This is a genomic window from Streptococcus oralis (assembly GCF_016127915.1).
In the GTDB taxonomy this organism is placed as follows: domain Bacteria; phylum Bacillota; class Bacilli; order Lactobacillales; family Streptococcaceae; genus Streptococcus; species Streptococcus oralis_BO.
In genome coordinates this window covers 998,443-1,020,987 of sequence record NZ_CP066059.1, presented here as the reverse complement: position 1 = coordinate 1,020,987, position 22,545 = coordinate 998,443, and the positions used below count along the sequence as shown (strand labels likewise).

19 protein-coding genes and 2 pseudogenes are annotated in these 22,545 nt (G+C 35.4%); 9 read left to right on the top strand and 12 right to left on the bottom strand.

From position 1 onward, the window contains the following. The first annotated feature begins 5 nt into the window (after positions 1-5). The 6 genes and pseudogenes from I6H78_RS04945 to I6H78_RS04920 all read left to right on the top strand — a co-directional run. Complete coding sequence (locus I6H78_RS04945; RefSeq protein WP_129313739.1) at positions 6-671, top strand: potassium channel family protein; 666 nt, start codon at positions 6-8, stop codon at positions 669-671. Between the two features lie 157 nt (positions 672-828). Then, the gene (locus tag I6H78_RS04940) at positions 829-2,916 is read left to right on the top strand and encodes an SSURE domain-containing protein (RefSeq protein ID WP_198458977.1); all 2,088 of its coding nucleotides are present in this window, start codon (positions 829-831) and stop codon (positions 2,914-2,916) included. An 80-nt stretch (positions 2,917-2,996) separates the two neighbouring features. Further along, entirely contained in the window at positions 2,997-3,695 is a 699-nt protein-coding gene (locus tag I6H78_RS04935; protein ID WP_000751223.1) for a response regulator transcription factor, read from the top strand. Next, entirely contained in the window at positions 3,692-4,726 is a 1,035-nt protein-coding gene (locus tag I6H78_RS04930) for a sensor histidine kinase (protein WP_000769389.1), read from the top strand. Before I6H78_RS04935 ends, I6H78_RS04930 begins: the two co-directional genes overlap by 4 nt. Positions 4,727-4,821: 95 nt before the next feature. After that, entirely contained in the window at positions 4,822-4,989 is a 168-nt protein-coding gene (locus I6H78_RS04925; protein WP_002892762.1) for a hypothetical protein, read from the top strand. Positions 4,990-4,992: 3 nt separating this feature from the next. Next, positions 4,993-5,380: pseudogene (locus I6H78_RS04920) on the top strand (replication initiator protein A); the annotation flags it as partial. Positions 5,381-5,600: 220 nt separating this feature from the next. Here the strand turns inward: I6H78_RS04920 and I6H78_RS04915 are convergent. Further along, positions 5,601-6,119 carry a DUF4865 family protein gene (locus tag I6H78_RS04915; RefSeq protein ID WP_001148704.1) on the bottom strand — a complete coding sequence of 173 codons (519 nt, stop codon included), beginning with the start codon at positions 6,117-6,119 and terminating at the stop codon, positions 5,601-5,603. Positions 6,120-6,227: 108 nt separating this feature from the next. On the opposite strand from I6H78_RS04915, the gene I6H78_RS04910 reads away from it, so the two are divergent. The 3 genes from I6H78_RS04910 to rpsD all read left to right on the top strand — a co-directional run bounded on the left by I6H78_RS04910 (position 6,228) and on the right by rpsD (position 8,341). Then, positions 6,228-6,974, top strand: coding sequence for a LysR family transcriptional regulator (locus I6H78_RS04910; RefSeq protein ID WP_001010303.1), 747 nt, complete (start codon positions 6,228-6,230; stop codon positions 6,972-6,974). A 99-nt stretch (positions 6,975-7,073) separates the two neighbouring features. Then, positions 7,074-7,481, top strand: a complete 408-nt coding sequence (locus tag I6H78_RS04905; protein WP_198458976.1) for an SRPBCC family protein — start codon at positions 7,074-7,076, stop codon at positions 7,479-7,481. 248 nt (positions 7,482-7,729) lie between these two features. Then, the gene (rpsD, locus tag I6H78_RS04900) at positions 7,730-8,341 is read left to right on the top strand and encodes a 30S ribosomal protein S4 (protein ID WP_000092756.1); all 612 of its coding nucleotides are present in this window, start codon (positions 7,730-7,732) and stop codon (positions 8,339-8,341) included. Between the two features lie 132 nt (positions 8,342-8,473). On the opposite strand, the gene I6H78_RS04895 is transcribed toward rpsD, so the two are convergent. The 11 genes and pseudogenes from I6H78_RS04895 to I6H78_RS04845 all read right to left on the bottom strand — a co-directional run bounded on the left by I6H78_RS04895 (position 8,474) and on the right by I6H78_RS04845 (position 22,337). Continuing rightward, on the bottom strand, positions 8,474-8,992 hold the full coding sequence (locus I6H78_RS04895; protein WP_198458975.1) for an HXXEE domain-containing protein: 519 nt from the start codon (positions 8,990-8,992) through the stop codon (positions 8,474-8,476). 191 nt (positions 8,993-9,183) lie between these two features. Then, positions 9,184-10,449 (bottom strand): tyrosine-type recombinase/integrase, encoded by a 1,266-nt coding sequence (locus I6H78_RS04890; protein WP_198458974.1) that lies wholly within the window; start codon positions 10,447-10,449, stop codon positions 9,184-9,186. Between the two features lie 94 nt (positions 10,450-10,543). After that, positions 10,544-10,804 carry a helix-turn-helix transcriptional regulator gene (locus I6H78_RS04885; protein ID WP_198458973.1) on the bottom strand — a complete coding sequence of 87 codons (261 nt, stop codon included), beginning with the start codon at positions 10,802-10,804 and terminating at the stop codon, positions 10,544-10,546. Beyond that, a complete protein-coding gene (locus I6H78_RS04880; protein ID WP_084925272.1) occupies positions 10,801-11,382 on the bottom strand; it encodes a replication protein in 582 nt (193 codons plus the stop codon). The genes I6H78_RS04885 and I6H78_RS04880 overlap by 4 nt, the downstream gene beginning before the upstream one ends. 158 nt (positions 11,383-11,540) lie before the next feature. Beyond that, positions 11,541-12,167, bottom strand: coding sequence for a hypothetical protein (locus I6H78_RS04875; protein ID WP_198458972.1), 627 nt, complete (start codon positions 12,165-12,167; stop codon positions 11,541-11,543). Then, a complete protein-coding gene (locus tag I6H78_RS04870) occupies positions 12,164-13,240 on the bottom strand; it encodes an ATP-binding protein (RefSeq protein ID WP_198458971.1) in 1,077 nt (358 codons plus the stop codon). The genes I6H78_RS04875 and I6H78_RS04870 overlap by 4 nt, the downstream gene beginning before the upstream one ends. After that, entirely contained in the window at positions 13,240-13,554 is a 315-nt protein-coding gene (locus tag I6H78_RS04865) for a hypothetical protein (protein ID WP_198458970.1), read from the bottom strand. The genes I6H78_RS04870 and I6H78_RS04865 overlap by 1 nt, the downstream gene beginning before the upstream one ends. Before the next feature lie 232 nt (positions 13,555-13,786). Continuing rightward, positions 13,787-14,986, bottom strand: a complete 1,200-nt coding sequence (locus I6H78_RS04860; RefSeq protein WP_198458969.1) for a hypothetical protein — start codon at positions 14,984-14,986, stop codon at positions 13,787-13,789. Between the two features lie 497 nt (positions 14,987-15,483). After that, on the bottom strand, positions 15,484-16,659 hold the full coding sequence (locus I6H78_RS04855; RefSeq protein ID WP_198458968.1) for a hypothetical protein: 1,176 nt from the start codon (positions 16,657-16,659) through the stop codon (positions 15,484-15,486). Between the two features lie 6 nt (positions 16,660-16,665). Next, positions 16,666-21,365: pseudogene (locus I6H78_RS04850) on the bottom strand (DEAD/DEAH box helicase). A gap of 177 nt (positions 21,366-21,542) precedes the next feature. Beyond that, positions 21,543-22,337: a hypothetical protein gene (locus I6H78_RS04845; protein WP_198458967.1), complete on the bottom strand. Its 795-nt coding sequence runs from the start codon at positions 22,335-22,337 to the stop codon at positions 21,543-21,545. Positions 22,338-22,545: the final 208 nt, after the last annotated feature.

The window sequence follows — 22,545 nt, the reverse complement described above, 5'->3', positions numbered from 1 at the left end:
GAACGATGTCAGATCGGACAATTGGAATTTTAGGCTTGGGAATTTTTGGGAGCAGTGTTTTGGCTGCCCTAGCCAAGCATGACATGAATATCATTGCTATTGATGACCACGAGGAACGCATTAATCAATTTGAACCTGTGCTGGCGCGTGGGGTAGTTGGAGATATCACGGATGAAGAACTCCTTCTATCAGCGGGGATTGACACCTGTGATACCGTAGTTGTCGCAACGGGTGAAAATCTGGAGTCCAGTGTTCTCGCGGTTATGCACTGCAAGAGTCTAGGAGTGCCGACCGTTATTGCCAAGGTCAAAAGCCATACAGCTAAAAAGGTTCTAGAAAAAATTGGCGCGGACGCAGTCATCTCACCAGAGTTTGAAATGGGACGCTCATTGGCACAGACCATCCTCTTTCATAACAGCGTAGACGTCTTTCAGCTAGACAAGAATGTATCGATTGTCGAGATGAAAATCCCTCAATCGTGGGTAGGTAAAAGTCTCAGTCAGCTAGATTTACGTGGGCGATACAACCTCAACGTACTTGGCTTTCGTTCCTACGAAAATGCTCCTCTGGATGTCCAATTCGGACCCAATGACCTCTTGAAGGCAGATGCCTACATCATGGCCGTCATTAATAACCAACATTTGGACACCTTGGCAGAGCTAAGTGAGTAGGAGAGGAAGGGCTACTCTCTTTCCAAATAATTAACGAGTCAATATAAGTATTTTATAAGAGGGATTTAAGAAAAATTTTAACTTTTTCTTAATCCTTTTTAATTTTAGGAGATTATACTAGAGTCATCAAAAAAAAGAAAACTCTAAGGAGAATCCTATGAAATTCAATCCAAATCAGAGATATACTCGTTGGTCTATTCGCCGTCTCAGTGTCGGTGTTGCTTCAGTTGTTGTGGCTAGTGGCTTCTTTGTCCTAGTCGGTCAACCAAGTTCTGCACGCGCTGATATCGTCAATCCGACTCCTGCCCAAGTCGTGCCAGACGCAACTTCGGTGAGTGAAAAGAGCGACTTACCAGCAGAGATTCTCAAAAAAGCAGTCGATGTAGCTCTTCCTTCAGAACAGTTTATTCCAACACCTAAAGCAAGTTTGGATCCGACAAGCTCTTCAGAAAAAGTGGACGCAACTGCTAAAGAGCCGGCAGTAGCACCAAAAGAAGAAGTGCAAGCACAACCTGACTCTAAGAAACAAACAGAAGATGCAGTTAAACCTGTGGAAAGTCCTGCGTCTACAGTTTCTGGACAAGACCGTGAAGCCAGTGAAGCGCAACCAGCGACCACCCCAGCTGAAGTGCAAAAAGGTGTGGCTGACAATACCAAAGATACAGTAGATGTCCCAGCTTCTTACTTGGATAGAGCCAATTTCCCAGGTCCATTTACAGCTGGTGTCAACCAAGTCATTCCATACGAATTCTTTGCTGGTGATGGCATGTTGACTCGCCTGATCTTGAAAGCATCTGATAAGGCTCCGTGGTCAGACAATGGAACAGCTAAAAATCCCGCTCTCCCACCAGTAGAGAAATTGGGCAAAGGCCTTTACTTCTACGAAGTGGACTTGGCCGGCACCCAAGGCAAATCTGATAAAGAGCTTCTTGACCTCTTAAAACAAAACGGCACTCAAAGTTATAAGGCCACCATCAAGGTGTACGGTGCAAAAGATGGCAAGGCAGACTTGAACAATCTGGTAGCGACTAAAGATTTGACTGTTAATTTGAATGGTTTGACCACTCCAGCTGAAGTGCAAAAAGGTGTGGCCGAAAACACCAAAGATACAGTAGATGTCCCAGCTTCTTACTTGGATAGAGCTAATTTCCCAGGTCCATTTACAGCTGGTGTCAACCAAGTCATTCCATACGAATTCTTCGCTGGTGATGGCATGTTGACTCGCCTTATCTTGAAAGCATCTGATAAGGCTCCATGGTCCGACAACGGAACAGCTAAAAATCCCGCTCTCCCACCAGTAGAGAAATTGGGCAAAGGCCTTTACTTCTACGAAGTGGACTTGGCCGGCACCCAAGGAAAATCTGATAAAGAGTTGCTTGACCTCTTGAAACAAAATGGTACACAAAGCTATAAAGCTACTATTAAGGTGTACGGTGCAAAAGATGGCAAGCCTGACTTAACTAATCTGGTAGCGACTAAAGATTTGACTGTTAATTTGAACACTTCAACCACACCAAATCAGGTTAAAGACTCTGTTGCTAATAACATCAAAAATAGCATTGATGTTCCGGCTAGCTACCTTGAAAAAGCAAATGTTCCAGGTCCATTCTTGGCAGGTGTTAACCAAGTTATTCCATACGAAGCTTTTGGTGGAGATGGTATGTTGACTCGCCTCTTGTTAAAAGCTTCAGACAAAGCCCCATGGTCAGACAACGGAACAGCTAAAAATCCTGCTCTATTGCCACTTGAAGGCTTGGCTAAAGGTCAATATTTCTACGAAGTGGATTTGAATGGCAATACGGTTGGCAAAGATGGTCAGGCCTTGCTGGATCAACTTCGAGCTAACGGAACACATACATACCTAGCTACTGTTAAAGTCTATGGTTCTAAAGATGGCAAACCTGATTTGACCAATCTGATTGCTACTCGTCAAGTAACGATTCAGCTTCGTGGAAAAGAAATGGCGACAATACCATCTCAACAAGGTCAGATGAATACGAAGCCTTCTGAAACAGGCTCTACAGGTACGACTGAGGGTATGATGGGTACAAATCACCATATGTCAGATATGAAGGTTAATCAACCAGCTTCTAGCCCGATGGCTAATATGATGAAAAAAGATGATAAAGCTATGTTACCAAATACTGGGGAAGCTAAAACGGCTACAGCTGGCCTTGGTATCTTTGGTCTAGCCTTGGCAGGTCTTGTTGGACTCTTGGGTTTGACAACCAAACGAGAAGATTAAGATTCAAATCATTGAAACATTAGAGAAAATAGTGTTATACTAAAGCAAGTATAACACTGTTTTTATCGAAGGAGTGTCAGATGAAAAAGACAATTTTGCTGGTTGATGATGAGATAGATATTTTAGATATTCAAAACCGCTATCTTATACAGGCAGGTTACGATGTTTTGGTCGCCCATGATGGTAAGGAGGGATTAGAACTTTTCAGAAAAAAATCTATCGACCTCATTATCACAGATATTATGATGCCCAATATGGATGGTTATGATTTTATCAGTGAAGTTCAGTATATCGCTCCGGATCAACCCTTCCTCTTTACAACTGCTAAGACAAGCGAACAGGATAAGATTTATGGATTAAGTTTGGGGGCAGATGATTTTATAGTCAAACCCTTTAGCCCACGCGAATTGGTTTTAAGAGTGAATAATATCTTGCGTCGCCTTAGCCGTGGAGGAGAGACAGAACAGATCGAGTTTGGTGACTTGGTAATCAACCATGTGACTCATGAAGTTCGCATTGGGGAGCAACCTTTGGAATTGACAGTAAAATCCTTTGAACTTCTATGGATATTAGCCAGCAATCCCGAGAGAGTCTTTTCAAAGACGGAACTTTACGAGAAGGTATGGCAAGAGGACTATGTGGATGATACCAATACACTCAATGTTCATATCCATGCTTTGAGGCAAGAGTTGACCAAGTATACGAATTCCAATGCTCCTGCTATCAAAACTGTCTGGGGTTTGGGCTATAAGATGGAAAGACCAAGAGGTAGAAAATGAAATTAAAAAACTATATTTTAGTGGGGTATCTAGTGTCGACTCTACTAACGATTTTGGTCGTTTTCTGGGCAGTCCAACGAATGTTGATCGAGAAAAGTGAAGTTTACTTTCTAGTTGGAATGACCTTGATTGCTAGTTTCATTGGCGCTGCAGTGAGCATCTTTCTCTTGTCGCCTGTGTTCTCTTCTCTGAAACATTTGAAAAAACAAGCTCAGGATATAGCAAGCAAGGATTTCAGCACAGAAATCGAAACCAAGGGCCCATTAGAATTTCAAGAGCTGGGCCAGGCTTTTAATGACATGTCTCACAATTTGCAAGCTACCTTTCAATCACTTGATGAGAGCGAGCAAGAAAAGAGAATGATGATTGCGCAGCTCTCTCACGATATTAAAACTCCCATTACCTCCATTCAGGTTACTGTAGAGGGAATTCTAGATGGAGTGATTAAGGAAGAGGAGCGGCTCCACTACTTAGCCACGATTGGTCGGCAAACTGAGCGTCTAAATAAGCTAGTGGAGGAATTGGATGTTTTGACTCTTAACACACAACCTCAAGATACTGCTGATGAAGAAGTCGAAGAGGTCTTTTTAGATCAATTGCTAATTGAGTCAATGAGTGAATTTCAACTCCAGATTGAACAAGAGGAGCGGGATGTTTACATTCAAGTGTCACCTGAGTCAGCGAAAATCAAGAGCCATTCTGACAAACTTTCTCGCATTCTGGTCAATTTGTTAAACAATGCCTTTAAATATTCAGAACCAGGAACCAGAATCGAGGTTCTTGCCCAATTAACAGAACAAGAGCTGACAATCAGTGTGAAAGACGAGGGTCAGGGGATCCTTCCTGAAGATTTGGAAAAGATCTTTAAACGACTTTATCGTGTAGAAACTTCGCGTAATATGAAGACAGGTGGACATGGCTTAGGTCTTGCGATCGCACGCGAACTAGCCCATCAGCTTGGTGGCGAAATCACAGCAGAAAGTCAATATGGCTTAGGAAGCAAGTTTACATTCAGTCTTAATTTGAAATAAAGCCGTAGTAAGTGTCTAGGTTTTGAGGTAAATAGAAAATATTGAGTTAACGGAAAATTCCGTTAGCTCTTTTTTGTGTTTTGGGAGGTAAAATTATGAGACGAAAAAGTAAGGAGAGAATTTCAAGAGAGATGATAATCCAGTTTTTGATGAAGGAAACAGGTTCAACACGAAAAGAAATAATAGCAAGTATAGAAGAACTTGAGGCCTTTGGATTGATAGGATTTAACGTGAACGGTGACTTTAGACTGAAAGAGGTGTAATTGATGAGACAAATTCAGTTTATTAGTGCCAGCCATTATCAGACATCTGATCGCTTTTATGCCTTACCAAAGGTTTTGTTTGAAAATCCTATTTATGAAGATATGAGGTTAGATGCAAAAGCCGCTTATGCTATGCTTAAAGATAGACTAGATCTTTCTTTCAAGAATAATTGGATTGATGAAGATCCTTAACTGTTCAAAATCTACTCTATTAAGAATTAAGAAGCAACTCACAGAGTATGGATTAATTCATGAGGTTCAACAATCTACAAGTAAATCAGGAAATCTAGCTAATCGAATTTACCTTGGTCTCTTACAAGATGACACAGTTGCTAGAATGGTTGATAAATCAGGTGATTTCAAATCTGACACTAGAGGGGTGTCAGATTTATACGGGGCTAGTGTTTACACCAAAGACAAGCTCAAGGCTATTATCGCCGAATTGAGTTAATAGCATAGCCAAAAAATCGTTACATGTCGTAACGATTTTTTCATTTAGCCAATGACAGTAAAGGTCATACAATTTTGGGAAGAGCAAGTATACTATCATAGTGTGCAAAATACTGAAGAAGTGTTTACTCAGGCGTTTCCCTATAACTTATCATAAGCGCTTATTGTGAAATGTGCAAAATTTCAAATGTTGGTAGTTGTGTGTCGGGTTTATTGGTATAAAAAGTAAAGATACATTTTTTCCATTTATCAGGATTGAAAATAACGGCTTTGCCACTTTCGTTGTTTTGCATTTGCTCGTGAATGGTAAAGGATTTTAAACTTTCAGATTCTTCTATATCAATGACTTCTAATGTAGCATATTTACTTGAGTCAAAATGATCAGATATTTCGACTGATGAAGTTATTCCGATTTCAATATTTTGCCAGCCAAACGAATTTAAAATATGATCAAAGTAGCCATCAAATATGAATTTTGTCATTCCGTTGGTATTTTTCCAAATATATAGCGGACAGTAACTGTTAAATAATTGGCCTTCAGATTTTTCAGAGATTAAATAAACTTTGAAAAACAAATCGTCGAATCCATCCATCAAATGACCTGTATTTCGGACACGTTGTCTAATGATATCCATATCATAATCTGCTGGTAATTTTATAGTATATTGCATTGCTTGCATTGCGGTACCTCTTTTCTAATTAACTATTCACAGTATAAATGATTTATATCATGTTGAATAATACTTAAAAATGATATAATTATCACAAAAAGTGATAAGGTGTTTTAAATGAATTTTAATGATATGAGCATTTTTGTGACGATCTATGAGACAAGATCAATAAACAAAAGTTCAAAGATCTTACAATATGCACAATCTAATCTCAGCGCTAGATTGAAAGTGCTTGAAACTGAATTAGATACGAAATTATTTTACAGAAAATATAATGGTTTAGTCCCGACAGAAAGTGGAGACTTATTTTATCAATTTTGTAAGGAAACTTCTAACAATTTAGAGAAATTAAAAAAGAAATGTGAAACCTCGAAAATATCCATCTTAATTTCAGAATTGTTATTTAATCACGATATTAATAATTCACAAACAATTGATTTGAATAAAAGTGAGATCAATATCCAAAAAACTTCGGATATACCAATCATTGCTCATCAGGAAGACTTTGATAAAATTTTTTGCTTTCAAAAAATTGAAAATTTAAAGCATTATGATGAGATTATTGGGCATATCGAGTCAGTTTATGCTTGTTCGAGCAATATAAAGGCTACTGAGGAAATGCCTATATTCGTTAATAAAGATAAAAATTGCCCTTTTAGAAAACAAAGCTTAATGAAGTTTACTCATTTAAAATCAGTTGTAGAAATTGATTCTTTTGAGAATATTATCAGCTTAGTTGAAAACGGGAAAGGAATTGCACTATTGCCTAAATGGCTAAATAAGAGAGCGAATATCAAGCCATACGACCAAGACATCGTTCTTATCCCATTTTATCAGTATGAAAAGCAGAACCAAAGCAGGTAGCCCATTTAGAAGAAATGCTAATGCTATGATGAAAAATCATTTGACAAACATTATAAGTTGTTTTATAATAAGTACACTTATATTAAAAGGAGTGTCAAAATGGAATTTAGTTTTAGTTTAAACATAAGAGCATCAAAAGAAGATGTATGGGCCTACTATGAAAATATTGAAAAGTGGTATGATTGGGAAGAAGATTTAAAAAATATTACATTAAAAGGTGGATTTGAGACGGGTTCATACGGAACTATGGAACTCGAAGGAATGCCCCCTATGGAATATCAGCTCACGCTTGTAAAACCTCTTGAAGAATTTTGGGATAAAACGGCAACTCCATTCGGTGATATTCTTTTTGGTCATCAAATTATTGAGAATAATGATGGCACTGTAAATGTAAAACATACTGTATCTTTGAATAGTGAAGACAAGCAACATCTAGAATTTTTAAGTCAGGTCTTTTCAGATGTTCCTCACTCTATTTTCATTCTAAAAAACCACTTAGAAAGATAGAGGGAGTGCTGTTTGTTGACACTGCAATATTAAAATAATTTAGTTCAACTTATAAATCCCTTTACAAATCTAGCTTTTCATGGTACAATAGTCTTTGTGTGAAATAGCAGCAGGAAAGCATGAAGCTCGTCAACAGGTGTCTTATGACAAGTAACCTTGGCTGTTTAGGCGAAGGGCATCTGCACGAATCAGGGCTTTCTAAGTGACTATTTCCACCGAAATATTATTTATATCAGGAGGACATACACATGTCACGTTATACAGGACCATCTTGGAAACAAGCTCGTCGCCTTGGCCTTTCACTTACAGGTACAGGTAAAGAATTGGCACGTCGTAACTACGTACCAGGACAACACGGACCAAACAACCGTTCTAAATTGTCAGAATACGGTTTGCAATTGGCTGAAAAACAAAAACTTCGTTTCACTTACGGTGTAGGTGAAAAGCAATTCCGTAACTTGTTCGTACAAGCTACAAAAATCAAAGGCGGAATCCTAGGTTTCAACTTCATGCTTCTTTTGGAACGTCGTTTGGATAACGTTGTTTACCGTCTTGGTCTTGCGACTACTCGTCGTCAAGCTCGTCAATTTGTAAACCACGGTCACATCCTTGTTGACGGAAAACGTGTTGATATCCCATCATACCGCGTAACTCCAGGTCAAGTGATCTCAGTTCGTGAAAAATCATTGAAAGTTCCAGCAATCCTTGAAGCAGTAGAAGCTACTCTTGGACGTCCAGCATTCGTATCATTCGACGCTGAAAAATTGGAAGGTTCATTGACTCGCTTACCAGAACGCGACGAAATCAACCCAGAAATCAACGAAGCACTTGTCGTTGAATTCTACAACAAGATGCTTTAAGATAAGAATTTATATTGTAAGAAGCCTACAACAGTGGGCTTTTTGCTTTGTCTTAAAAAACTATAGAACACTTCTTAACTGAGAAGGAGGATAAAAAAATTCCCTGCAAAATGAAATTGCAAGGAACTTTTGTTAATGGTGATGGGCAAGCCAGGCGGAATACTTTTTCCCAAGCCAGAGAGCAAAGAGGAGATTGATGACGACGATGCCTGAAGCGACCAGTGAAAATAGGAAAAATTCGCTAGTCGAAACTCGCCATAAATGTACAATGTCTGTAATCAAATAAGCACTGATAGGAAAACAAAGGATAGAAGTGATGAGAGCAGGAATATATTTGCGAAGAAGAATTGATTGTCCAATGTGAAGCAAGAGATGGAGCGCAAAGGCCACAAATCCTCCTAGCCAAACTAATTCGAGCGCTCTAGATTGACTAAAATACGCTAATAAAGTGATGGTTAAGACAATGAGAAACTCCTCAAAAACAGCAAGAGCAAATCCCTCTGTTGTAATTCCTTTGTGGATTTTAAGAATAGCTGGAGCCTTTTGAGCCAGCAAGGTTTCGTTGAGATGAATCCAAGGGACAAGACCGATAATTTCTTCCATATCGTGAAAGATAAAGAGTAGCGGGAACATCCAAAGATAAAATGCCATAAATCTCTCCTGAAAAGTTATAGATTGCTAACCAATAAAGCAAAAAACGCCCAGTAAGGCGTTTTGAGTTAGGTGTGCTTATTTAACTTCTGTAAAGGTTGTGAATGTTATTTTAGCACCCTTTAAACACCGTCATATCAATGTTTTTAGATTATTCTATAGAAAATGTAGTCATAAATGTAGTCATTTTGCTATGCCGTCAATTTTGCAATTTCTTTGAGGTAGATTTCAACTGCTTCTGCCTTCTTTTTCGGTGCTAATTCAGCATAAGTGTCCATTGTCGTTTTGATCGACTTATGGCCCATTCTTATCTGGAGCTCTTTCCAGTTTGCACCAGCATTCAGCATCAAAGAAGCATGTGTATGACGGAAAAGGTGGAAGCCATAGTTTGGCAGTCCCAACTCAGTCAAACGCTTTTTAAGCGTTGCACGTTCATTTCTATCACACATATAGTTACCGTAAATTGTTGGGAAAATTAGGTCCACAGTTGGTAAATCATGACTCACAAAGTAATCACTCATCTCAGCATGAAAAGCTTTCAAGTCATCCAAAACTTGTCTCGGAACTGCAACTCTCCTGTTACCAGCATCAGTTTTAGCACTGCTCTTGCAAATCATCTCACCCTTGATTCCAAGTTTCTTATCTCCAGCTTTCCACATTAGCGTTTTATTGACGATAATTTCATTGGAATCAAAATCAAGATCATGAATCGTTAAAGCAAGAAGCTCATTAATTCTAAGCGCAGAAGCTAGTAACGTATCGCAGATAACCTTAAATCTTCGATTTGCTCGAGTATCAGGAAGAGTATCAAGATAGTTCAGCCAAGTAGCCAAGTCTTCTCCATGCAATACCATGATTCTCTCCTTTACCACCTTCGGTTTCGGAGGGATTTTTACCGTCCGAGCTGGATTATGAGAAAGTTCGAAATTCGTAATCCCATAATTGAAAATATCACTGAGTTTATAGATAACTGCACCGAAATCTTTTGCGTGTCCCTTTTTGGATTTCTTTACACCGGATTCAACAGATTTTTTAGATTGTTGGGCTAATTTATTAACCCAAATCTGAATATCTGCAGATTTTATCTCTTCAGGCCTATATTCTCCAAACTTAGGGATGAGATAGGTGTCAAGATAGCTTCGAACTCGATTAATCGTATTCTGAGAAGTCACCCAAGTTACAAAACTGACAAACCAGGCTTCTGCTAATTCCTCGAAGTTATTAATCAACAAAGTTTCTTTTAGAGTTGATCCCTTTGCTTCAAAATCAATCCGAGCTTGAATGATTTTCCTGTCCAGACTTTTCAGAGTTTTAGCAGTTATAGATGATGTAACTTTTTTTCCAGTCTTAACATCTACACCAATATACACCCCACGTTGCGTATAGCTAATAGTTCCATTATTTTTGGTAGTTTTAATGACTTTTCGATTGTTGTGAATGATAGTTTCTTTCTGCATAGTAGCCTTTCACGTTCGGATATATATAAAAGGCTAAAATAACAACCTCACATTATTCTATGTGATATTACTATTTTAGCACATTTTTTTAGAATCAAGGAGTTAAATAGGTCAGTACATCCTCTATTCTATAAAACACTGTTCTAGTTCCCTCAATCGGTGGTTCAAGACGCCTTAGTCCGGTCTTCTCCCAAGACTTCAACGTATTTGGTGAAATTTTCAGTACCGAGAGCAGCTCTTTTTGAGTAAGTATACTTACATGTTTTTGAGTATTTTCTTGTTTCTGCATCAAAGCTAGCAAACAATTCAAAATCTGCTCAATTTGATTTAATTTTATGAGTTCATTATTCGTCATTTTTCACTCCCTTTTCTATGACTTGAGTGTCTACGCGAATCCAGATACTTTGCGAAAAAGTACGTCTTATCAATGATGAGATTCAACAGCGAAGGATTTTCAACTCGTGCATATCTAACAAGATTGTTAAACTCAGTAAAGTTGTGAACTTCGATAATATCAATCACAGTTGAAAGAAATTGTTCGTTATTGTTAGTGATTAGAAATTGCTCCAATTCAAAACCACAACCTGATTCAATTTCATCGATATTGTAGAGTGTTTTATCAGGATTCTCTGCGTGTATGAAATAATCGTACATTCCTTTTGGTGACATGACAACTTCTACGTGAGAAGGTGTGTTGAGTTTCTCAGTTAGTAACTCTGATACCTGCGTATAGCTTTTAAGTGATTCGAAAAATAGAACTCCGTGTTTGTGTGCTTTTTTAAATTCTCCAGTTTCTTTGTTGATGTCTTTGTCATGCCAAGGGCTCAGGACAAATGGAATATGCATTTCTTCAAGGACGTCTAAATAATTTTCCGGCGCGCTTTCTTGATAAATCAGGAATGCCCACTTATTCGAACGTTTATCTTTGGGCATGAATACCTCCTTTCAATTAGAATTTCCAAGTTTTTGCAATTCATGTGATTATTGATTATTGAACCAATGGGGGTCGTAGTAACCCCATTGGTTCTGTCAATTAGATTTTATGATAAGGCAGCACTTTCGGTCTTCACTACGTGAACCGAGTACTGCCACTAGTATCTCTTGGTAGATTTAAACCATAGTTTATTTCCTTTCCTGTCTGGTGCAGAGAAATAATAGTCTGGATTGCGACTAGAAATTTCTTCTTTGATATAGGCTTCCATATCTCTCAATAATTTCTGAGCCTGTTGCGTCTTTGGATACTTAATCACAATCGTCACAGAATCTTTTCTTACATCAACAACGCACTTAGATGTTGCTCTATTGAATTTTCTTAAAATAGGATTGAACCTTGTCACAGTAGAAGAGTTATCAATTGAAAATGCTAGTTGAGAATTCTCATCTTGTCGTAAAAACTGTGCTAGTCGAATTGTTTGATATGCAGATTTAAAGTAGTTGACAGGTGTATCATAAAGAGAACGCAGAAGTAACTCTATTATTATGAGTGCTACTGAAATTAACGATAAGAGGATAGATAGGATTTTTGTATAGTACTCACCTTGACTTATCCAATATCGTATAGTTGCAAACAGATTAGATAAGTATGTACTTTGAATATTTTCCATCAAATCATATAGGAGTTTAAATCCTAATGTAATTAAAAGGAAAAGCAAGCTATAGGTTAGAAGGATAACTGTGATATTAAATGTTCTTTGAAAGAAATTTGTTTTAACAATCATAAAATACCTTTCTTAGTGTAATACGTTGGACATAGCAAGGGAAGAACTTGATATGGATGCTCATTATCAATGATTTGAATTAATCCTGTACCTTTCCCTATCGGGATAACAATACCTTCTGGATCCAAGTCTGGGAACAAAAATTGTGTTGTTTTCTTATTGATATTTCCAATCTGGATTAGTACGTTTAATTGCTCACGAACAGAAATCGGAATTGTATTATGATCAAAACGTTGGCTAACTAATAGAAGGTGAACCCTAGTCGCTCGCCCTAGCAGAGCAATTTGGGATAAGAGGGAAAAGAAAGATTCTTTTATCGTTTTATTGACACCTTCTGAAAGAGCTAGAACTTCATCTATTACAATTGTTAAATGCTTAAATTCTTCCTCAGGATTTTCATATAGAATCTCTTGGCGTTCTTGAATAAGATTCAAACTTGAACTTAGATTTTCATTAATTTCTGATACAAAATCTGACTTAGAGCGATTACGCTGAGGATGAAAAACTGCAATCCCATTTTCACGTGCCCACCTGGAAGGTGTATCAAATTTTGGATCTACAATAATCAAGTCCGAAATATTTTTTAGTAAGCTAAGAAAATAGGTTAGAGCATAAGACTTACCAGAACCACTGTTTCCTGCAATAGCCATCGAAGTTACTTTGTTGTAATCAAGAGTAAGATTTTTCATGATTGGAATAAAATACCCTTTTTGATTGCCTACTAATTCATCTAAATCAGGAATTATTAAGCGTTCAGAGATACCTAATTTCCAAGGGAAAAATAATCCTCTTTGAACGTGGATATCATCAGTTTCAAGAGAAAGAAAGTAAGCAGAGTTCTGTTTGAGAACTGTATATCGTGGATAGAGAGCAGCATTAGCAATCAGAAAAATCTTCTGATAAAGTTCATCGTCAATGATATAGCCCGATGGTAGTCTCGGTATAAACATAAAACCTTCTTGCAGGATTTTAATATCAAAACTATTAGTGTAGCTAGTCTCTCCCTGCATAATACTGCCAAGTCCCATATTTAGGGCTTGGAGCAAGTATTGAGCAAGCTCTTTATCAGTCATTATTTAACCTCTTTAAGATTATTAGCACGGAAATAGACATTGTAACCAACTTCGCAAGCTTCAAGGTTGTCAAAATCAACCATCGCTAAATATGCTGGAAGAGCAACTTCAGATTCGAATTTGACTTGGAATGGTGGCAAACCTTTTTGAGTGAACCAGGCTTTGTGGCCGATAATCTCACCAGTTGGTTGACCATCTTCAAACTTGATTTGTGCTTCAAATTCAGTACTCAAGCAGTGAATCGCTTGTTTTTGATCTACATATTGTTTAGCTGTGTTGGCTGAATAGCCGTTTTTACGGTTTCGTGTTTTCATCTGATTTACCTCTTTTAAATTTTATTTTAAAATTATTGTCAAATATGAGCTCATTCATCCGACAAGACTATTATAGCCTAAATACTTTTTTTAAAAATTATGATATTCGTTAAAAAAAATCGTTCGTTCTAACGAACTTCCTAACGAAATTTCAAAAATAAAAATTATAATTACATACGAAAAGGAGAGGAAACACATCCTCTCCTTTTAAAAGACTAATTAGAGCCTCTCACTATATATTTAAAATTGTTTCTTCCATTTCAATAGAGACTGTATTTAAAAAAGTTTTTTGAATACTAGTCAGAGATTCACAAAGTGCTTCAATATCTTGCAAAATATTTTTCGCAAAGAAATTAATCGCTCTTTTGTTATTCTCTATCCGATAGTCAATTCTCAAATCATGCCCACTTTTATTTACTTCATTTATTTTACTATATAAATCTCCGCAACGTATTTCTTCTTCTGAAATAAATTGTTCTTCAAACTCCTCTACATTAATAAATGATGTTTTCACTATTTCTGCGTTTATTATTGAGTCCTGTTGAGCATTTGAATAATCTTTAAATAATCTACTTCTAGCATCAAGTAAATTTTTCACTATGAGTCCTAATGAAAATATCTGATTATTTTCAAGTCTACTAATCACATCAGGAATTATAATATTTGCTACATCTTCATATAACCAATCATTAATTCTCTGGCTTACCTCATGAAATTTTATAGGCTTTTCTTTAGAACCGGGAGGAACTGTTACTAAATATTTAATGATTTTATGCTTAAACGATAGTGTAAATTTGTCTTTTATGAATGCCCAAAAGAATCTGAAAATTTCATTGAAAGGAATAGATATATAGAATAAATCTTCAAAATTATCATTATTTAGAATGGCATTAATTGGTACAAAATTTTGACCAAAGAATCTTATTTCTCGGTCAACATATTCGTAAAAATGCATTTCTGAGATCTTTAAATCTGCAAGATTTTGCCTCTTTGTACAATACTCTGCAGAAAATGAGAAAAGGTTGCATAAACTTTTTTGCAACATTATATCCCGTTTATTTTTCGCTCTAATTCTAGGTTTCGGACCTTTTCTCCCTGCATCTAGATCATGTATAAAAGCAAGTCTAGAAGCGCTATAAAATATTAGATATAATAAACTTTCTAATTCCTCTTCTCCACCAAATATAAAATCAATTTTATCACATTTAAAAATTTCTATACAAGATTGAATAAACCCTTCAGTTATAATACTTGACGTTGTCATTTTCCCATTTTTATATTTATATTCAATAATTCTATCGTCTTCTTCAATTCTCTTTAAATCTGAGTTATTCCCAGGAAAGGTGCTTCTTTTATATCTTGATTTTTTTAAACAATTAGAAAAATTCTGTGATATCCTCCTTGCTAAAATCTGCTCAACTGGTAGATCCATATTGTCATATCCTTTCATAAAATAATTTTAAAAGCTTGCCTTTTATTCTATTTTAAACCACAGAATATGAAAAGTAAAACTATGATAGACAAAATCGAACATAGATGGTTTAGGTAGGTTAAGATAAGGAGTTTTCAAAACCACTTAAATTATTTGAGATATAATTAAATTATGAAAAATTTTAAAGAAAAAAATAATTTGGCAAATACAATGGCAAAGTGATAGACCATCTAAAACGTCGGATATAGTAGCAATACATGCTTAATTATTTCTTATACACTCCAGGATTTGAGCGGAACGATGTATTCTAAACGTCAAATAAATTTACATAACTAAAAAACTGCAGATTTAATCATACAGTTTTTATAATTCAATTTTGTATATAAAATACAATACTACACCGGAACGGAGAAATTATTCATTTTTGTCCATCAAGGAATAATACATTATGTTAGTCTAATCTTTTCATCCCTATTATCGATTAGTATTTATACACTTTAACTAAACATTTTTTTTACAAAAATAAGTGCCAGATAAAAAAGAATAAAAAACAAAAGTAAAATGTAGAAATACCAAGTTCCGAAGAACGGTAAAATGAAAATAATCAGTCCAAAGACACCCATAAAAAGCACAAATAAAATTATACTCGCAAAAATTGTTCTTGCCTTTGCCCCTCTGCCATTAGTCTTTGATATTGATACAATGCTATTAAGCCATCGTAATACAAAATTTTGTCTACTATATTCCATATCAGCACCTAGAAATAGGATTTGAAATATTATCCTTAACTTTTGTAGATCCATTTCAGATGTAGGATAAGCAGCCACAGGGTTAATCTTATTCAGATTTATGGACAATTTATCTGCGCTTTTTTTAAACACAAAAACATATTCATTATTATTTAAAATTATATGAGGAATTCCAATAACATCATCTGAATGTTCTATAACCCATTCGCTCTTACCTAGTGATGATATAACTTCTTTAGGAAAATAAATTATATATTTTTTCTTTGTTCGAATTATTCTAATATCCAAAAAATAAATATTTTGATCCGTAAAGATTATATTATCTGAATTTAAATTTTTTGTTATACCCTTATTATTTTTAGAAAATTCTAATACATCCTTTATAATACGCTTCCCCTGTTTCTTGAGGCTATATTTTTCTACAATACTATTGGAACCATATAATATAAGAGTAAAAATAGCAAAAAGACCAAACATTAATAGAAGCACAATTAATAACGAAATTAAAATATCGTTACTAAAAGAGGGAATTATTTCATAAATTTTTTCTTTAAGAATATTAATAATGGAAATTAGATTTTCTAATTGAAGCCCTCCTAAATAGGCTCCCAATAAAGTTAAAAATGACATCAGAGTAAATGTACTTTTTTCCTTCGATTTAACATACGATTCTAAAGTCTCTTGATAAATACCCTCGTTATATAATTGGCATATCAAATCACTATAGATTAGTTTTAATTTAGGATAGTATTTTAAGTCATTAAACCTTAAAAAATATCCTGAATAATATTTACTTAAAATTCTTTCTATCATTTTATAAAATGGATTTTTTAATCTTTCGTTATTTTTATGCCTTTCGTAGAAAACCAGAAAAACGAGTAAAAGCGAAAAATTGAAAACCGACATTAGTTTCGTGATATCCATAATATTTTACTCCTCCACCTCAAATTTAGGCAAACTATTAATTAAATCAACTGTTTGGACAGATACATTGATGATTCTTAATAGTAAATTGAAGATATATTTTTCATCCTCACTATAGTCGTTTGGGTCATCTGTAATTCCTGATTTTTTATCAGTTTTAACTTGATACTGATCGATAATCCATTCAATAGCAGAGCGTCCATTCACAATATATTCATACGCTTTTTCAGGAATATTACTAATGGTGATGTCGCTGTTAAATATAATTGTGGATAAGTCATTCACCGATTTTCCTTTTTCATCACGCTTTTTAGCAAATCTCATCTTAGTTACTTTGTAACTTGGATTAACGAACGGTGTAATCTCTACTCCATCATAAACAGGGACTTCTTCATAGTTGAGGTGTAGATCCATCAAAGCCCTACCAACTTCAACATATCTCTCTTTATTTTGTGCAATAGGAATTCTTGCGAGGTCTTTCTTCAAATCGTTAGCATACTTCTCTTGGTATTCTTTAGAGTTTAGCAACCCATAGACATAAGCAAAGGTATCATCTAAATTTAATCCCAGCTTATCAGCAAATTCTTGATTCAAGTTATCATTATTTTGGAACAATGAAGTTTCATCAACTTCGTTGTCATAACGCATAAAACCTTGACCCTTTTCCATAAAATCATTACTCGGGATGCAATCAACTACCAACGGTGAGAAATCTCGTGTAGCTCCCCGACCTGTTGTATTGATGACGAGATTATCCTGACCGAATTTATTGTAGTAAAGACGGGCTTCTTCATTAAGCGCCTTATCATGATAGACCCATTTCTTAGTAAACGGCCTATAAAGGCTAAGTTTTAAATGACTTTGATGGTATTCTAGTTCAATATCATTTACAGCAAACCTTTCAAGTTTACGTGACCAGTTGATATAATCAGATTTTCTATTCAGCAAATCCTTTCGTTCATTAACTGGAATACTTTTCAAACGTTTCAACTCATTATTATAATTTTGAACAAGTCTTTCTGTATTTTGAGCTACTTTCTCTTTTGAATAGCCATAGACCCAAGCATCCCTACTAGTCAATATCCCCATTGAATTATTATTGAACACAGAAGTAGACTCTCCTGCTAAACTAGCATATTTCTGATAATTCGGATCTCTTTGATTGAGCCAATCGTTGTTTTCATCAGGAATAATCTCTTGCCAATCTAGTTGCGAAACATCGCCAAATCCAGAAATAATTGCTAGTTTTTCCTTTTGTGATAAATAATCACCAATATCATGATAGTGAAGTTTATGACTATCTGAGCCATCTTTTACTAGAATTGAAATTGCAACAGGAGTACGACTACCCGAACCAAAGATTTTCCCGCCTTCTCTTCGGGATTGTTCTCCTAGTGTTCTCTGGTCACCACGGAGATTAAAGATATAAAGATGATTATATTCTTCATAAAGTCCCGCTCGCAAGCCATCCGCTGAATTGGTATTAAGATAGTTGCCATTCGTCACAAACCCAATCACTCCTTGATTTTTAAGGCGATCTGAAGCCCAACGAAATGCTTTTACATAAGAATCATATAGTCCTTTTGTGAGCACTGCATTAGATTTAGCTACATAAGTATCTGCTAAGCGTTTATCTAATTTTGGATACGAGATATTTTGGTTATTGTCATTTTGACTGTTTTGTCCAATCGAATATGGTGGATTACCAATGATGGCAGTAATTGGTTTTTCTTGCTGGCGTTTTAGACGTTTGTCATTTGTACCAAAGAAAGAGTCATCAAGCGTATCTTCTGTTTCTGTTGATTCAAAGGTATCTGTTAATACAATTCCTTCAAATGGTTTATACGGTTCATCACCATTAAATTCATCAAATACAGCTTCAATATTAATAGCAGCAATGTAATAACTTAAGAGAACTATCTCATTTGCATGCAGTTCTTGAGTATATTTTCTTAAAATATCATTGAAAGTAATTTCACCACTATCCATCAGTGATTTCAAATAATGCAACGTTCTAGTGATAAATGTTCCGGTTCCAGTAAATGGATCTAAAATATGAACATTTTCACTCGCTAAAGTCTTACCAAAGTGCTTCCTCAAGACTACATCGACTGATTTGACAATAAAATCTACAACTTCTACGGGAGTGAAGACAATACCTAATCTTTCTGTGGTTGGTTTGAAACCGGTAGAAAAGAATTTATCGTATAGAGTAATAATGATTTTCTGCTTGGCTTGAGCGTTGTCAATTCCTTCTGCTCGTAGTCGAACTGAATCATAAAATGGTTGCAATTCTTTCTGCTCTTTTTCAAAACCAAATTGTGATAGTTCTTCTACAATTAGTTCCATCGCTGAACTTACTGGATTATTCTTAACAAAGCTGTACTCACCAAAAAGTGCATCAAAAATTGGCAAAGTAATCAAGTGTTGTGCCAACATCTCGATGGCTTGATTTTGATCAATGGATTCATTGATATTGTGCTGCAAACTATGCAAAAATTTATCAAAAGCAGATTGACTATCTGGATTTTGTTCTAAGATGAACTCAATTCCTTGAATGTGACGTCTAGCAATGTCAGCTACATCTTTTGACCAGTCTTCTAAGTAGCGTCTGTCCCCCACTTTTTGAACAATCTTGCCATAAATTGCTCCCTCGACAGCTTCCCATTCAAGTTCAAGTTCTGTTTGGTAAGCAACTATTGGCTCTTTCACATAACTATCATTGAAATTAGGATCGTCTGGTGCACCACCAACCCCAATAACTTGGATATTTTTGGGTTTTTGTTTATTTAATTCCAATTTATTAACTGTAGCCTCAAAACGTTCATCTACTGATCGTAAAGCGTTTAATACCTGCCAAATAACATCGTAAGTTTTATTGTTATCAAGAATTGTTTCAGGTGTTTCACCAGCAGGAACTACAATTGGTAGAATTATGTACCCATATTCTTTACTTTCAAATTTACGAATGATTCGTCCTACCGCTTGAACGATATCTACCTGTGATTTGCGAGGTGAAAGGAAGATAATCGCGTCTAGGTTAGGAACATCAATTCCTTCAGTTAGGAAGCGAACATTTGATAAAATACGTGCTGAATCTTCAGGTATATCATCGCTTGCTAACCAATCTAATGCCTCATTTTTCTCAAGGGCATTCATGCTACCATCAACATGACGAACATTAACAGAGTACCCTTCATCACTATTTAGATAGTCATTTACAACATTCTCAAACTGTTGTGATAGACGCTTACTATCTTCAATGGTTCGTGAGAAGGCTATAGCTCTTTTCATCGGTTCTCCAGAAACTTTATCTGCAAAACTTTCACGCTTAATCATTCCATTCCAAACACCAATGATACGTCCTACATCATCAATATTCAGCCCATTCTCTGAATCAGCAAGAGATTTTTGCATATCTTTCTGAACAACTGTTTCATCTACCGCTAGCACCATCAGCTTATAGTCAGTAAGAATATCATGACTAATGGCATCCCCAAAACCTAAACGATAGAATACACTACCATATAGGCTTTCATCATCCATACTAGAAATAACGATTGAATTTTCTTCAGCTTTTTTCTTAGCATCAGTACCATATAATTTTGGTGTTGCTGTTTGGTAAAGGCGCTTAATCCCTTTGACATTTAAATTACTGTGTACTTTTGTAAATGCTGATGCTTCATCTCCCAAAGCTTTTGCTCCTGTAGTTCGGTGAGCTTCATCTGCAATAATTAAATCAAATTCTGGGAATCCTTCCTTTTGAGCCTTTCCAAGAACATCAATTGACTGATATGTTCCGAATACAACTAACAGCTCTTTTTTAGGTCTATCCATTAATTCTAAATAATTTTCAACAACTTTTTTTGATGAAGTTGTTGCCGGATAACCTATATCACTAGCTTTAATTGTTATATTTGATTCATCCTGCTTGACACTTCCACGACTAGCATTTCTATCACTAGTAACTGCCATTGAAGACATAGTCATCTCTGTATCATTATTCCACCTCTCAATGTTTGGGTAAGAAGTTGAATACTTGGTACTAAATAAAGAATAGTATACTGTTCTTTTTTAGCTTCCTTCGCCATTGCTTCAGCAATTTTTAAACTTGTAAAAGTCTTACCTGTTCCTGGAGCCATTATAAGTTGTCCACGATCATTTTCCTTAAAATGATTCAATGCAGACTGGATCGCACTTTCTTGATAATATCTTAGTTTCTTTTTAGCTTTAACAGTGACTATTTCTGGTGATTCAAAAGAGAATTTTGACCAATCAATTTGAGAATTTCTAAGATCCGAAAGCCCAATACGAATAACATCACTTCGGTCTGCTAGAGCTTTCTCAGCATTTTTGCCCCATTTATCAGTAGAAGCAACGATAATACCTGATTCATAATAGTCTTTCCCAAGTTCCCCTAAAAAAGAATCAATATTAGACTTTTGTATTGTATGATTATAGAACTTTGCCTGAATCGCTACCAATTCACCAGTATACTTTTCAGCAACTAAATCCACTCCTAGATCAACTTTGGGTACCCCAAATTCCTCTGGAACATCTGCTAGCATCCATACATTCTTAAACTCATTCTGGTATGTTGGTTCATTTTGAAAATAGGCACGTGCTAAATACTCAAAGTATGTTCCTCTATCACGTTGCGTTTCAGCAAGTTCATTAATCTGATGTACTAGGTTATCAAAAGTCATTTTATTTCTCCGTTTTGAAAGATAAACTATTATTTAAATAGTAGCCAACCAAAAGCTTACAATACTGTTTTTGTTACTATTATACCATACTTAGATAATTCATATTATTGTTATTTATAATCAGTAAAATAGCAACTATAAGAATAGTTGCTACAGGATTTTATGAAGGAGTTTAATTTATAGTTGGATTACTTTTAATAGCTTAGAATGAATTATTTTCCCATTAAAATACGATAATTTTTTTTCGATTTCAGAGATAAAAGCTATTCTAGCAGGAACAGATTTTTCCTTAGAATTATTTACATCGAAATCTTGCTCGCAAGGAATAAAGTTTAATTCATCCGATAAATGATTGAAAACAATTTTTGGAATTTTTAAACTACATAGATAATACCTAGTTTCATCATTTCGAAAAATTCTTAGGTAGAAGTTGTTCCACTTATCTTGCACTAGAAACAATCTGCATTCTCCATAATACATTACAAGATGGTCAGATTCTTCCATTTTTCTTAACTGTAATGATCTTCGAGGCAAGTATTTTCTAATACCATTTTCATTTGTCAATTCGTAATTTTCATCATCACCTTCATCAACATCAACATCATCATTAGGATTTTGATTTTGAGGTAGATTTACCACAATTATTCTATCATCTAAAATACGTTCTAACATTTGTTCAGCTCTGTCAGGAGCAATTTGATCATAGAATACTCTTAATTCTCTTCTAGCAGCAGGTTTAAGTAAGTACTCACAATTTTCTGTATGAACAGAGTTGGGGTAAGCAGCAAGGTAAATTCCATTACTATTCTCTTTTATAGATAATCGTACTTGTTTACACCCAGGACATAGTAGTTGACCTCTGTATCTGTCTCTTGTTGCTTGTTTGTTTCTATAGAATTCCTCTTCTAGTACGTGAAGTTCAAGTATTTCATTGTTGCTTATACAGTACTGATATTTATTTGTTTCAGGCATAATTATTCCTTTTTAATTATATAAATGAAAGGTAAAGATGTTTGTATTTTATTATACCATAATAGTACAAAATACTCTAATACATAAGGTATCCATAGTTGTTACTAAAGGGTAGGTGGTAGCATAAGCTAGTGAACAAAGAAATTATTTGTTGTAAGTGTATTAAGTGTAAAAATTTTAAGATGTTAATGTTATAATAAACTGGAGG